The sequence below is a fragment of the Streptomyces sp. NPDC088124 genome (assembly GCF_040685895.1).
GTDB lineage: Bacteria > Actinomycetota > Actinomycetes > Streptomycetales > Streptomycetaceae > Streptomyces.
Genome location: NZ_JBFBJB010000009.1, coordinates 61,096 through 74,997, shown reverse-complemented (window position 1 = coordinate 74,997; position 13,902 = coordinate 61,096). Strand labels below are relative to the sequence as shown.

Below are 13,902 nucleotides of genomic sequence, written 5' to 3'. Positions count from 1 at the left end.
ACGCGGAGCTTCACGCGCGCCGGCCCCGCGGCGTCGTCGCACCGCCACCGCGTTCCCTGTCCCTCCGCAGGGCCTGGTGGACGGCCCAGACGATGGAGACCAGCGGCACCGCCACCACGGCTCCGACCACTCCGGCGGCGATCGCGCCGCCGAGCACCGAGAGCGCGACCACCACCGGATGCAGCCGGACGGCCCAGCTCATCACGAGGGGGTGGAGCAGGTGTCCTTCGATCTGGCCGATGATCACGATGAGCGCGATCACGATCGCCGCCACGACCGGCCCCTTCAGCGCCAGAGCCACCACCGCCGCGATGGCCAGCGCGACCGGCGAACCGACCAGGGGAATGAACGTGGCGAAGAACTCCAGCACGGCGAGCGGTAGCGCCAACGGCACCCCCAGGGCGAACAGGGCCAGTCCGACGAGGACGGCGTTGGTCGAGGAGACCAGGACGATGCCGCGGGTGTATCCGATGAACGTCCCCCAGGCCGCACGCCCCGCGATCTCCGTCCGGCCGCGCCCGGCCGCGGGCAGCTGATCGCAGAACCAGCGCCACTGACGCTCGCCCGAGTGGATGAAGAAGACCGAGCAGAAGACCGCCAGGGCGAGCACGGTCAGCACCTCGATCAATCGGCCGACGCCGGTGAGCGCGGTGCTGATCACGGCGGTCCGGTGACTGGACAGGAACTGTCCCGTTTTGGTCCGGACATCGGTCAGCGCCCCGTGGCTCAACCGGAACGGCGGCCCTTCGAGCCAGCGCTCGATCCTGGACAGGCCGGTGCCGAACTGCCGTTCCAGACCGGCCGTTTCCCCGGCCACCGCCTCACCGACCAGGGACAGCACCCCGAGGAGCAGGACGATGCTGCCGAGGAGCGCCACCGCGACGGCGAGCGACCGGGGCAGCGCGGGCGTCAGGAAGTCCGCCACCGGGCGCAGCATCGCGGCGCCGACCAGCCCGAGGAAGACCGCGACCGCGAGGTCGCGGAACCGTCCCAGCACGACGAGCGCGCCGTACACGAGAGCCGCCACGAGGAGGATCCGCCACGCGTAGGCGGCGCACTTCCGCAGCGCGGGGGACATCGGTGATTCCCTCTCCCACGCGCCCGCCGGTCGCGGCGCCCCCGGGCGCCGCGCCGTGGATCCGCCGGTGCGGCGCGGTGCCGTACGGATCCGCTTGCGGCGGCGCCGCCCGTCACTCGGGAGACCTGGATCCGGAAGGTCGGGCTGCGGGTGCGATCGCCTGGGCATTCCTTGCTGGTACCAGACGAGCGCACACCATCCCCGGTTCTCGCGACCGCTTGCGCGGCAAGTCACCCCCACAGGGGGATTCGTCATGGGGGAATCGCCCGCCGGTGGACCCCGGGCGAGGAGCGCTCACTCCGGACGGCCGTCGTGGCCGGCGGGCGGACCGGTCGACTTCCGGACGACGAGATCCACCGACATGTCGAGGCGGACGGGGACCGGCGAGGGGTTGTCGGTGACGGCGCCCAGGACCCGGATGCTCTCGGCGGCCATGTCCTCGAAGGGCTGTCGGACGGTGGTCAGGGCGGGGGCCGACGACCGCGCGGCGTCGATGTCGTCGAATCCGACGACCGAGACGTCCTCGGGGACCCGCAGCCCGCGCTCGGCGCACGCCTCGATCACGCCGAGGGCCTGGAGGTCGTTGCCGGTCACGAAGGAGGTCGGGGTACGGCAGTCGTCCAGCAGGGCGTGGGCGGCGCGCCGGGCCGGCTCCGCCTGGAAGCGCACCGAACGGATCAACGCGCGGTCCGGGCGGATGTTCGCCTCGCGCAGCGCCGAGAGGTACCCGCCGAAGCGGGCGCGGCAGCAGACCAGGTCCAGCGGTCCGGTGATGAGCGCGATCCTGCGGTGGCCGAGCCCCGTGAGGTGCTGGGCCGCCAGCGCCCCGCCGCGCCACTGGGTGGCCCCGACGGCGTTCATCTCCGCGGGGGCGTCGCCGATCGTGTCGAGGATGACGGTGGGCAGCCCGGCCTCGGCCAGCCGCCGGCGCACCTCGGGCGGCACGGGGGACAGGACGCACACGGCGCCGGCCGGGCGGTGGGCGAGCAGTTGCTCCAGCCAGTCGGGGTCGCCGTCGGCATGGCTGACGGTGAGCGGCCGGCCGGCCGCGCGGAGAACGGCGGAGAACCCGCGCAGGAGGGGCGCGTTGAGGGCGCTGCCCACACTGCCGAACACCACCTCCACCGACCCGTGGCGCGTGGCGCGGCGATGCCACTGGTAGCCGGTGGCCGCGACGGCGTCCATGACCCGCTGCCGCAGTTCGGGGGAGGGGCCCGGGCGGCCGTTGAGCACCTTGGAGACCGCGCTCTGCGAGACGTTGGCCAGCTCGGCCACCGTGGTCATCCGTACGGTCGTCCGTCCGGTCGTCCGTCCGTGCATCGCGGTCTCCTCCAGCGGGTCAGGTGCCGACCGGGGGTGTCCCCTCGACGGCGGCGGGCGGTGCGGTGCTGTCCCGGACGACGAGCGAGGTCGCGAGCTCGATCCGCCGCCCCCGCGACGAACCGGGCCGTGCCCGCTCCTGTGCGATGAGCCGTACTCCCTCCGCGGCCATTTCCGCCAGGGGCTGGCGGACCGTGGTCAGCGGCGGGGCGAGCATCGTGCAGATCGTGGTGTCGTCGAACCCGACGACGGAGAGGTCCTCGGGGATGCGCAGTCCGCGCGCGCGGGCCATCTGGTAGACGCCGGCGGCCTGCCCGTCGGAGCCCGCGAAGACGGCGGTGGGCCGGTCCGGGAGGTCGAGCAGCGCGGCACCGTGGGCGACTCCGCCGGTGAGGAGGAAGTCCCCGTAGCGGGTGAGAGCGGGGTCGGGGGCGACCGAGAACTCACGGTGCGCGGCGAGGTAGCCCTCGTGCCGCTCGCGGGTGCACTGGATCTCGGCGGGCCCGCCGATGAACCCGATGCGCCGGTGCCCGAGTTCGAGCAGGTGCCGGGTGGCGGCGGCCCCTCCCGACCAGTTCGTGGCCCCGACCGTCGGAATGGTGGGTTCGCTGGTGCCCACCGGGTCGAGCAGGATGAGCGGGGCCGACAGACCGGCCAGTGCGGCGATCTCGTCGTGGCGGGCGCGGGAGAGCACGAGGATCACCCCGTCCGTGGGGCGCGTTTTGCGGACGGCGATCCAGTCGCGGACGCTGAAGCGCGGGTGGCTGGTGGTCGTGAGCGCGAGCCGGTACCCGAGGCTGAACGCGGTGGTCTGCACTCCGGATATCAGCTCCCCCGCCCAGGGGGTGGTGATCCCCTCGATGAGGACGTCGAGGATGCCGTCCTGGGGCTGCTGCCGTCCCTTGCGCGCCACATATCCGGTCTCCTTCGCCGCCCGTGTGACGCGGCCCCGAGTCTCCTCGGAGATATCCGGTTTGTCGGCGAGGACCCGCGACACCGTGGAGATCGAGACCCCCGCCGCCTTGGCCACCGCCGCCATCGTTGCCCGACCGGTCATGCCGGCTCCCTCTCGTAGAGCGCTCTGACGGTACGGCTGTACCGCAAATTCCCGCAAGAGTTGGCGGAATATTCCGCCAACTCCTCATGCAAACCATGTGTGGTCCGCGAGTTCTCAACCACTTCCTTGACACCCGTTTTTACCCGGACTTAGCGTCCGCGTCATGAATCCGCCGCAACTCTTGCGGGCGGTTGCAGAGATCTACTTGCCGGGAATTGCGGGACGGCCCGCCGAACGCGGAGAAGTGATACGTGTCTGCCCTCAATGACGAAGCGGTCGGCCTCGGGCGCGGCCGGGGCGCCGTCCTCGACCTGATCGCCGCCATGACGCTGGAGGAGAAGCTCGCCCAACTCGTCGGCCTGTGGCAGGGAGTCGACCGCGACAGCGGTGCCGTGGCTCCCCTCCAGGACGCGATGGACACGGTGGAACAGGGGTTCGCCGAGTTCGCCGCGCACGGGCTCGGCCAGATCACCCGCCACTACGGGACCCGGCCGCTCGATCCCGCCGAGGGGCTGTCGGCGCTGGCGGCCCAACAGCGGTGGCTGCGCGAACGGACCAGACTCGGCATTCCCGCGATCGTCCACGAGGAGTGCCTGACCGGACTGGCCGCCTGGAAGGCGGCCACCTATCCGGTGCCACCGGCCTGGGGGGCCACCTTCGACCCGGCCCTCGTGGAGCGGATGGCGGCCCGCGTCGGCCGTGTGATGGCGGGCCTCGGCATCCACCAGGGGCTGGCGCCCGTGCTCGACGTGATCCGGGACATGCGCTGGGGACGCGTGGAGGAGTGCATCTCCGAGGACCCCTACCACGTCGCGCTCACCGGGGCCGCGTACGTCCGCGGTCTGCAGAGCGCGGGGATCGTGGCCACGCTCAAACACTTCGTCGGCTACTCCAACTCCCGGGCCGGCCGCAATCTGGCCCCCGTACACGCCGGGGAACGCGAGGTCAGGGACGTCCTGGAGTTCCCCTTCGAAGTGGCCGTGCGCGACGCCGGGGCGCGCTCCGTCATGAACTCCTACGCCGAGATCGACGGGGTGCCCGTCGCCGCCGACGCCGCCCGTCTGACCGGCACCCTCCGGGAGGAGTGGGGCTTCGACGGCACCGTGGTCGCCGACTACTTCGCCGTGGCCTTCCTGCAGACCCTGCACCGGGTCGCCGAGGACCCGGGCGACGCCGCGGCCCAGGCCATCACCGCGGGCATCGATGTCGAACTGCCCACGGGCGTGGCCTATCTGCGCCCCCTTCAGGAGCGCGTCGCCGACGGCCGCCTCCCCCTCGACGTGGTCGACCGGGCGCTGGAGCGGGTGCTGACGCAGAAGGCCGGACTCGGCCTGCTGGACGCGGACTGGACGCCCCCCTCCGGACCGGCCCCCGACCTCGACACGGCGGAGGACCGGCTGCTCGCGGCCACGATCGCCGAACGCTCCGTGGTGCTGCTGCACAACGACGGCGTCCTGCCGCTCGACGACCCCGCCCGGGCCGTCCGCACCCTCGCCGTCATCGGTCCGAACGCGGACTCCGTGCCCGCCCTGTTCGGCTGCTACTCCTTCATCAACCACGTCCTGCCGCACCATCCCGGCACCCCGTCCGGTCTGCGGGCGGAGACGGTCGAGGCCGCGCTGCGCCGTGAGTTCGCCCCCGCCACGGTCCTCGCGGCGCGGGGAACGGGCGTGGCCGACGGAGCCACGGAGGACATCCCGGCCGCCGTCACCGCGGCCCGCGGCGCCGACATCGCCGTCGTCGTGGTGGGGGACCGCTCCGGGCTCTTCGGGCGCGGTACGAGCGGGGAGGGCTGCGACGTCGACGACCTCGAACTCCCCGGCGCGCAGCGGGCCCTCGTCGAGGCGGTCGTCGCGACCGGCACCCCGACGATCGTGGTCCTGCTGACCGGACGCGCCTATGCCGTCGGCTGGATGTTCGAGGGCGCAGCAGCCGTGGTGCAGGCCTTCTTCCCGGGGGAGGAGGGGGCGGGCGCCGTCGCCGGTGTGCTCAGCGGACGCGTCAACCCGTCAGGACGTCTGCCCATGAGCCTGCCGCGCGGGGCCGGTGCCCAGCCGTACAGCTATCTGCATCCGCCGCTGGGCGGCGCGAGTTCCGTCACCCGGGTCGACACCGCGCCGGCCGCCCGCTACGGATTCGGCCTGAGCTACACGGAGTTCGCCTACGAGGACTTCGCGGTCGAGGCGCCCCTGGTCGAGGTCGCCGGAGCGATCCGCTGCGCGGTCACCGTACGCAACACCGGGCGGCGCGGCGGCGCGGAGGTCGTGCAGCTGTACGCGTCCGATCCGGTGGCCTCCGTCACGCGTCCGCTGGCCCAGCTGGTGGCGTTCGCGCGTGTCCATCTGGAACCGGGGGAGTCCGTACGCGTCGGCTTCGCCGTGCCCACCCGGCTGCTGGCGTTCACCGGCCGCGACGGGCGCCGGATCATCGAACCCGGCACGATCACGGTCGGCGTCCGGCGCGATGCCGGTGAGGTGATCGGCGAGGAGACCGTGCGGCTCACGGGAGCCGTTCACCACGTCGACGGAACGGAGCCGAGGATCAGTACGGTCACGGTCTCCGCCCCGTCGGCGGCCGGCACCCCGCGTACCCGGGAGGAGCCGGCGTGAACACACGCGGTCCAGGTCCGAGGGGTCCCGGGGGACACCTCCGTCACTCAGTCGCCCACCGCACCGCCCGCCGCGTCGTCCATCACCGCGCGCAGCCAGGAGAGTTGTCCGCGTACGTGGACCGCGTCGCCCCCCTCGTGCCCGTTGAAGGGGTAGGTGTGCATCTCCCGGCGCGGTTCCCGGCCGGTCAGTTCGCCGTAGCGGTTGAAGGCGGAGAAGGCACCGCTGGGCGGACAGACCGTGTCGCGCAGCCCGACACCGAAGTGCGCCGGTGCGTGGGCGCGGCGCGCGAAGGACGCCCCCTCCACGTAGGAGAGCGTGTGCAGCGCGGCGCCCGCGGCCTCGCGGCGCACCGCGAGGTACGCGGCGATCTCGTCGTACGGCCCGGCGCCCGCGAGGTCCAGCGCGCGGCGGATCCCGCACAGCAGCGGAGCGCTCACCAGCACCGCCGCGAGGTCCGGGACCAGGCCGGCGACCGCCAGTGCCAGCCCTCCGCCCTGGCTGTTGCCGACCGCGGCCACCCGGGCGCCGTCCACGCCCGGCAGCGCGCGCGCCGCGGCGACGGCGCGCACCGCGTCGGTGATCAGCCGCCGGTAGTGGTAGTCGCGCGGCGCGAGCAGGCCGCGCGCGGCGGGTCCGGGGCCACCGGGCGCGGAGGCGTGCGGGTCCGGGGTGTCGCCACCGCACCCGTACCGGTCCCCCTGGCCCCTGTTGTCCATGAGGAGGTGCGCGAACCCGGCGGCGGGCCAGGTGATCCGCTCGTGCGGGAGCCCGCGCCCGCGCCCGTACCCCGCGTACTCGACGACGGCGGGCAGGGCGCGCGACACCCCGGCGGGGCGTGTGTACCAGGCGCGCACCGGTTCGCCGGCGAATCCGCGGAAGGTCACGTCCCACGTCTCGAACAGCCGCAGACCGGTGTCCACGGGACGCTCCGACACCACCGGGCCGGCCCCTTCCGCCTCCTTCAGGGTGTCCTGCCAGAAGGCGTCGAAGTCGGCGGGCTCGTCGAGCACGGGGCGGTAGCGCTGCAACTCGTCCAGGGGGAGATCGAAGGCGGGCACGGCACCTCGCAGGGCGGTCGGGGACGGCGCACAGCCGTCCGGCCGTTCCGCTGTCCGGTCGAACATCTCCGGAGGACCGTAACAGCCCCTGTGCGGAGTTGACGCCCCCTGTGCGGGGCGACGGGCGCGCCAGGAACCACCCACGCACCACCACCCTCTGCGGCCGGTCCCCCCGGGCCCGGCCACCCACTCCGCCCACACCACGGAGGCCCGAGCATGAGCACCTCCACCGCACTGGACCCACCACCGGACGGAACGCGGAAACCGCCGCACGGCCCCCCGGAGCCGCGGCCGGCCGGCGGACACCCCCCGCCCGGCCGGCCGGCCGCCGCGCGCCGCACCTGGCGCCAGGCGCTGGGCCGCGACTGGCAGTTGTACTCGCTGGCGGTGCTGCCGCTGCTGTTCCTCCTGGTCTTCCGCTATCTGCCGATGATCGGGAACGTGATCGCCTTCCGCCGCTTCGAGCCGGGCGGTTCGATCCTGGGCGAGGACTGGGTGGGCCTGCGCTACGTGCACATGTTCCTCAGCGACCCCACCTTCTGGCAGGTCTTCACCAACACACTGTGGCTGGGCACACTCACGCTCGTGTTCTGCTTCCCGATCCCGATCGTGCTGGCGCTGCTGCTCAACGAGGTGCGCACCCGCGCGCTGAAACGGTTCGTGCAGTCGGTGTCGTACCTCCCGCACTTCCTCTCCGTCGTGATCGTCGCGGGCATCACGATGCAGATCCTCGCCACGGACGGACCCGTCAACCACGCGCTGCGGACCTTCGGCCACGATCCGATCCCGTTCCTCCAGGAACCCGAGTGGTTCCGTACGGTCTACGTCGGCTCGGAGATCTGGCAGACCGCCGGCTGGGGCACCATCCTCTACCTCGCCGCGCTCACCACCGTCGACGACCAGCTGTACGAGGCGGCACGCATCGACGGCGCCAACCGCTGGCAGCAGATATGGCACATCACCCTGCCCGGCATCCGCCCCACCATGATCACGCTGCTGATCCTCAACATCGGCACCTTCATGGCGGTGGGATTCGAGAAGATCATGCTGATCTACAACCCGCTGACCTACCCCACCGCGGACGTCATCTCCACGTATCTGTACCGCGCCGGGGTGGAGTCCAACAGCTTCAGCTACGCCGCCGCGATCGGCCTGTTCGAGGCGGTCATCGGCCTCGTACTGATCTTCTCCGCGAACCAGCTCTCGCGTCGCACGGTGGGGACGAGCCTGTGGTGACCACAACGGGCGGCCCCCGCCGCCGCGCCCCGCGCCCGCGCGCCTCGGTGCACCGGCCTTCCCGGGGCTACCGCGTCTTCCAAGGGGTGAACGGGCTGATCCTCACCGGGGTGGTGGCCGTGACCCTCTACCCCTTCGTGAACATCATCGCCCGCTCCCTCAGCGCGGAGGACCGGATCCGGGCCGGCCAGGTGAGCCTGCTGCCCGAGGGCTTCAACCTGACCACGTACCGCCTCGTCGTCTCGGACGGCATGTTCTGGCGGAACTACGGCAACACCGTCCTCTACACGGTGGTGGCCACCGTCATCGCCATGGTGCTCACCACCTGTTACGCGTACGTCCTCTCGAAGCGGCGGCTGAAGGGCCGTGGCGCGCTGATCGGCATCGCCGTCTTCACCATGTTCTTCTCCGGCGGCCTGATCCCGAACTACGTCCTCATCACCAGCCTCGACATGAAGAACACACTGTGGGCGCTGGTGATCCCGAACGCGATCAGCGTCTTCAACCTGCTCGTGATGAAGGCGTTCTTCGAGGGGCTGCCGACCGAACTCGAAGAGGCCGCGCAGATCGACGGGCTGAGCACCTACGGCACTCTGCTCAGGGTCGTGCTGCCCCTCTCCAAGGCGGTGATCGCGACGATGGTGCTCTTCTACTCGGTCTCCTTCTGGAATTCCTGGTTCGGGGCCTTCCTCTACATGGACCGGGCCGAACTGATGCCGGTCACCGTCTATCTCCGCAACATGATCGCCGGCGCGACCGGCGGGGGAAACCTGGGCGCCGAGTCGGAGCAGCTCACCCAGGTGGGGGCGAACATCCAGGCCGTGACGATTCTGCTCACCGCCCTTCCCATCCTCGCCGTCTACCCGTTCGTCCAGCGCTACTTCGTCTCCGGCGTCACCCTCGGCGCGGTCAAGGGCTGACAGGGGACCGGCCGGGACCGCCGCCACGGAAAGAACCCGCTCCACCACGGAGGAACACCCGCATACGGAACAAAGGAGTATCCGTGAAGAACTCCGGACAGCTTTCGCGGCGGAGCCTGCTCGCCGCCGCCGGATTCGCCGGCCTCACCGTTCTCGTCGGCTGCGGCAGCGGCGAGGCCGACGGGAACGCGAAGGACCTGGCGCGCAAACAGACCGGCGCGATGAAGAAGTACGGCGTGGGCGACCAGTTCAAGGCCACCGAACCGCTGTCCTTCACCATCCTCCACAACAACATGCCGACCTATCCGCTCAAGGACGACTGGCTCTTCTGGAAGGAGCTGACCCGGCGTACGGGCGTCACACTCAAGGCGACCGCCGTCCCGTACAGCGACTACGAGAAGAAGCGGGGCCTGCTCATCGGGGCGGGGGACGCGCCCTTCCTCATCCCCAAGACGTACCCGGGCGCGGAGACCGCGTTCGTCTCCTCGGGGGCCATCCTCCCGGTCAGCGAGTACGCGCACCTGATGCCGCACTTCCAGGACAAGGTCAGGAAGTGGGGGCTGGCGGCCGACCTGGACTCCATCCGGCAGGCCGACGGCAAGTACTACCTGCTGCCGGGCCTGCACGAGAAGGTGAAACCCGGCTACTCCCTCGTCCTGCGCACCGACGTACTGGAGAAGGCCGGACTCGACCTGCCGGCCACCTGGGACGAGGTCCACGCGGTGCTGAAGGGCCTCAAGGAGGCCCACCCCGACGTGTATCCCTTCTCGGACCGCTGGAACCAGCCCGAGCCGGGCGGCGCGCTGCTCAACTTCCTCGCCCCGTCCTACGGCACCAAGGGCGGCTGGGGGTACCAGAACGCCACCTGGGACGCCGAGGCGCAGCAGTTCGTCTTCACCGGCGCCATGGACGCGTACCGCGCGATGCTCACCTATCTGAGGAAGCTGGTCTCCGACGGTCTCGTGGACCCGGAGAGCTTCACCCAGTCCGACGACCAGGCCAAGCAGAAGCTCTTCGGCGGCAGGTCCTTCGTGATCAGCGGCAATCCGCAGGTCCTGGCGGACGAGTACCGCACCAACCTGGCGAAGCAGATCAAGGGTGCCTCCATGGAGATGATCCCGGTGCCGATCGGCCCGGCCGGCCCGGTGGTGGCGGGCAGCCGTCTGGAGAACGGCATGCTGATCTCCAGCAAGGCCCTGAAGAGCGAGGACTTCGTCGCGCTGATGCAGTTCGTGGACTGGCTGTGGTACTCGGACGCCGGGCAGGAATTCGCCAAGTGGGGCGTCAGGAACGTCACGTACACGACATCCGGACCCGGCCGGTACCAGCCCCTCGACGGCATCAAGGTCCTGGGGCTGAACCCGGAGGCGAAGAGGGACCTGCAGAAGGACTACGGCTTCTCCAACGGCGTCTTCTCCTACGGCGGCACCTGGTCCCTGGTCGCGTCCTCCTTCACGGCGGACGAGAAGACGTTCCAGGACTCGATGGCCCGGCGCGAGCGGCTCCCCGTCGAGCCCGCCCACCCCCTCCAGGCCATGGAGCAGGAGCAGGCCACGCTCTGGGAGACCCCGCTGAGGGACCACGTCAAGCAGAACACCCTCCAGTTCGCCCTCGGCAAGCGGCCGCTCTCCGAATGGGACGACTACGTCGCCGAACTGAAGGCCAAGAACATGCAGCAGTTCGTCGACGTGACCAACAAGGCGTACGAACGGTTCAGGAAGGAGAACGGCTGACGACAACCGGCCCGGCCCGCACCACCGCACACCGGACCACGCGGTCCCTCGGTGCACACCGGGCCGCCCGGACCGCCACCGTACGCCGGACCACGCGGCCCGGCGGCGCACCCCGGGCCGCCGGACCGCCCCGAGAAGGAGCCAGGATGAGTACCCCCGAGGCGGCCCGCCGCCACACCTTCGGCACGGGAACGCTCTCCCGGGCCGCCGCCCTCGTCCACACCCTGCTCATCACCCAGCTGATGGTCCTCGTGGCCACCGCCCCCTGCCTCGTCGCCCTCCTCTTCCTCGCCCGGGACGCGTCCAACCTGCCGCTCGCCGCCGTCTGTCTGCTGCCGCTCGGCCCCGCCCTGTCCGCCGCGCTGTACGCGCTCCACAGCCGCGGCCGGGACCTCACGGAGCTGCGTCCGGCCCGGGCGTACACGCGCGGCTGGCGGCTGAACGCCGTGCCCGTGCTCAAACTGTGGGCGCCGCTGCTCGGCTGGCTCTCGGTCATCGGCTTCTCGCTCGCCCACTTCCCCGCCGCGGGGCTTCCCCGCTGGTGGGCGTGGCTGCCGGCGCTCACGGGCCTGGTGTCGGTGGTGTGGGGCACGTACGCGCTCGTGCTCGCCTCGCTCTTCACCTTCCGCACCGCCGACACCGCCCGCCTGGCCGCCTACCTCATGCTCCGGCACGGCGGGGCCACCCTCGGCACCGCCTCCCTGCTCGCCCTCGCCGCCGGCCTCACCGTGCTCTTCACCGAGGCCCTGCCCGCCCTGCTCGCCGCGCCGCTGCTGCTCTGCCTGCTCCACACGACCCGCCCGGTGATCACCGAGGCCCAGGAGGACTTCACCGTATGACCACCCCCGAGACCCACAAGATCGCCTACGGTGGCGACTACAACCCGGAGCAGTGGCCCGACCCCGTGTGGGACGAGGACCACCGCCTCTTCCGCGCGGCCCGTATCGACACCCTCACGGTCGGTGTCTTCTCCTGGGCGCTCACCCAACCCGCCGAGGACACCTACGACTTCACCGTCCTCGACCGCATCCTCGACCGCGCCGCCGCCGAGGACCGGCGCGTGTGCCTCGCCACCGGCACCGCGGCCCTCCCGCCCTGGCTGGCCCGCGCCCGTCCCGAGGTCAACCGCACCGACTTCGAGGGCCGCCGCCACCGCTACGGACAACGCCACAACTTCTGCCCCGGCTCTCCCGCGTACCGCCGGCTCTCCGCCGCCCTCGCGGACCGCCTCGCCGAGCGCTACGCCGCCCACCCGGCGCTGCTCGCCTGGCACATCAACAACGAGTACGGCGGGGCCTGTTACTGCGACCGGTGCGCCGCCGCGTTCCGCACCTGGCTGCGCGAGCGGTACGGCACCCTCGACGCCCTCAACGATGCCTGGTGCACGGCCTTCTGGTCGCACCGCTACACGAGCTGGGAGGAGATCGAGGCGCCCAGCGCCCTCACCGAGCACTGGCGCGGACCCGACCACACCGCCTTCCAGGGCATCACCCTCGACTACCACCGCTTCACCACGGACGCCCTCCTCGGCTGCTTCCTCGGTGAGAAGGAGGCGATCCGCGCCCACGACCCGGACACACCGGTCACCACCAACTTCATGGGCACCTACCGTCCGCTGGACTGCCACCGCTGGGCGCCCCATCTCGACTTCGCCTCCTGGGACAGCTATCCGCCGCTCGACGCCCCGCCCACCCGGGCCGCCCTCGGACACGACCTGATGCGCGGTCTCAAGGACGGCGCGCCCTTCTGGCTCATGGAGCAGACCCCCTCCACCACCGCCTGCCGCGATGTGAACCCGCTCAGGCGCCCCGGTGAGCTGCGGCTGGCCACCTGGCAGGCCGTCGCCCACGGCGCCGACGCCGCCCTGTACTTCCAGCTGCGCGCCTCGCGCGGGGCCTGCGAGAAGTACCACGGCGCGGTCATCGGCCACGCCGGCCGTGAGGACACCCGCGTCTTCCGTGAAGTCGCCGAGCTGGGGCGGGAGTTGGCGGAGCTGGGCGCGGCCACCCTCGGCGCCCGCACCCCGGCCCGTACCGCGCTGCTCTTCGACTGGGACAGCTGGTGGGCGCTGGAGCTCTCGGACGGGCCGTCCCGCCTCGTCCGCTACCAGGACGTGGTCCACGCCTACTACCGGGCCGCCCGTGCGGCGGGCGCGGACGTGGACGTGGTGGCGGTCACCGCCGACCTCACCCCGTACGACGTGGTCATCGCCCCCGTCCTGCACATGGTGAAGGGCGATCTGGCCCCGCGTCTGGAGGCCGTCGCCGCGCGCGGCGGCACCGTCCTGACGACGTTCCTCTCCGGCCGGGTCGACGAGCACGACAACGCGTTTCTCACCGATGTCCCCGGCCCGCTGGCCGGTCTCCTGGGCGTCCGCGTCGACGAGTGGGACGCGCGTCCGGCCGACACCGCCAACCCGGTCGTGCTCGGCACGGGCGACGAGGCCCTGGGCACCGAGGCACGCCTGGTCTTCGAGATCGTGCTGCCGAGGGGCGCCGAGCCGGTCGGCACCTACCGGGCCGACTTCTACGCGGGCACCCCGGCCGTCACCCGCCACCCCTTCGGCGCGAGCGGGGGCGAGGGCTGGTACGTCGCGACCGCACTCGACCAGCCGGGCGTCGACTGGGTGGTACGCCGCGTCCTCGCCCGCCACGGACTCGTCGGCCCGTACGCGGACCACCCGTCGGTCGAGACCGCCGCCCGCACCGCCCCCGACGGCACCCGGCTGCTCTTCCTGCTCAACCACGCGCCCGAACCGGTGTCCGTGACCGCCCACGCCACGGCCCTGGACCTGCTCACCGGCAAGCGGACCGAGCGCGGTGAGACGCTCACACTGGACCCGCGCGGGGTCCGTGTGCTCCGTCCGGAGCAGGGCCGCGCCCACTGAC

At 71.9% G+C, this 13,902-nt stretch carries 10 protein-coding genes; 6 read left to right on the top strand and 4 right to left on the bottom strand.

From position 1 onward, the window contains the following. Nucleotides 1-10 precede the first annotated feature (10 nt). The 3 genes from AB0P17_RS09785 to AB0P17_RS09775 form a co-directional block, all read right to left on the bottom strand. A complete protein-coding gene (locus AB0P17_RS09785) occupies nt 11-1,078 on the bottom strand; it encodes an AI-2E family transporter (RefSeq protein ID WP_365809253.1) in 1,068 nt (355 codons plus the stop codon). Between the two features lie 294 nt (nt 1,079-1,372). Next, on the bottom strand, nt 1,373-2,398 hold the full coding sequence (locus AB0P17_RS09780) for a LacI family DNA-binding transcriptional regulator (RefSeq protein WP_365809251.1): 1,026 nt from the start codon (nt 2,396-2,398) through the stop codon (nt 1,373-1,375). A 19-nt stretch (nt 2,399-2,417) separates the two neighbouring features. Beyond that, on the bottom strand, nt 2,418-3,455 hold the full coding sequence (locus AB0P17_RS09775) for a LacI family DNA-binding transcriptional regulator (RefSeq protein ID WP_365809250.1): 1,038 nt from the start codon (nt 3,453-3,455) through the stop codon (nt 2,418-2,420). 251 nt (nt 3,456-3,706) lie between these two features. Between AB0P17_RS09775 and AB0P17_RS09770 the strand changes: the two genes are divergently transcribed. Beyond that, on the top strand, nt 3,707-6,064 hold the full coding sequence (locus AB0P17_RS09770; RefSeq protein WP_365809248.1) for a glycoside hydrolase family 3 N-terminal domain-containing protein: 2,358 nt from the start codon (nt 3,707-3,709) through the stop codon (nt 6,062-6,064). A 47-nt stretch (nt 6,065-6,111) separates the two neighbouring features. On the opposite strand, the gene AB0P17_RS09765 is transcribed toward AB0P17_RS09770, so the two are convergent. Then, nucleotides 6,112-7,125, bottom strand: coding sequence for an acetylxylan esterase (locus AB0P17_RS09765; protein ID WP_365809441.1), 1,014 nt, complete (start codon nt 7,123-7,125; stop codon nt 6,112-6,114). Between the two features lie 216 nt (nt 7,126-7,341). Between AB0P17_RS09765 and AB0P17_RS09760 the strand changes: the two genes are divergently transcribed. From AB0P17_RS09760 to AB0P17_RS09740, 5 genes are all read left to right on the top strand, one after another. Then, a complete protein-coding gene (locus tag AB0P17_RS09760) occupies nt 7,342-8,361 on the top strand; it encodes an ABC transporter permease subunit (protein WP_365809247.1) in 1,020 nt (339 codons plus the stop codon). Nucleotides 8,362-8,408: 47 nt separating this feature from the next. Further along, nucleotides 8,409-9,281, top strand: a complete 873-nt coding sequence (locus tag AB0P17_RS09755) for a carbohydrate ABC transporter permease (protein WP_365809439.1) — start codon at nt 8,409-8,411, stop codon at nt 9,279-9,281. 83 nt (nt 9,282-9,364) lie between these two features. Continuing rightward, nucleotides 9,365-11,014 carry an extracellular solute-binding protein gene (locus AB0P17_RS09750; RefSeq protein WP_365809246.1) on the top strand — a complete coding sequence of 550 codons (1,650 nt, stop codon included), beginning with the start codon at nt 9,365-9,367 and terminating at the stop codon, nt 11,012-11,014. Nucleotides 11,015-11,160: 146 nt separating this feature from the next. Then, nucleotides 11,161-11,853: a hypothetical protein gene (locus tag AB0P17_RS09745; protein WP_365809245.1), complete on the top strand. Its 693-nt coding sequence runs from the start codon at nt 11,161-11,163 to the stop codon at nt 11,851-11,853. Next, a complete protein-coding gene (locus AB0P17_RS09740; RefSeq protein ID WP_365809243.1) occupies nt 11,850-13,901 on the top strand; it encodes a beta-galactosidase in 2,052 nt (683 codons plus the stop codon). The genes AB0P17_RS09745 and AB0P17_RS09740 overlap by 4 nt, the downstream gene beginning before the upstream one ends. Nucleotide 13,902: the final 1 nt, after the last annotated feature.

Excerpts from the sequence above, each read along its gene's own strand:
- AB0P17_RS09785 (WP_365809253.1), bottom strand. The coding sequence starts at position 1,078 with ATGTCCCCCGCGCTGCGGAAGTGCGCCGCCTACGCGTGGCGGATCCTC.
- AB0P17_RS09780 (WP_365809251.1), bottom strand. The coding sequence starts at position 2,398 with ATGCACGGACGGACGACCGGACGGACGACCGTACGGATGACCACGGTG.
- AB0P17_RS09775 (WP_365809250.1), bottom strand. The coding sequence starts at position 3,455 with ATGACCGGTCGGGCAACGATGGCGGCGGTGGCCAAGGCGGCGGGGGTC.
- AB0P17_RS09760 (WP_365809247.1), top strand. The coding sequence starts at position 7,342 with ATGAGCACCTCCACCGCACTGGACCCACCACCGGACGGAACGCGGAAA.
- AB0P17_RS09745 (WP_365809245.1), top strand. The coding sequence starts at position 11,161 with ATGAGTACCCCCGAGGCGGCCCGCCGCCACACCTTCGGCACGGGAACG.
- AB0P17_RS09740 (WP_365809243.1), top strand. The coding sequence starts at position 11,850 with ATGACCACCCCCGAGACCCACAAGATCGCCTACGGTGGCGACTACAAC.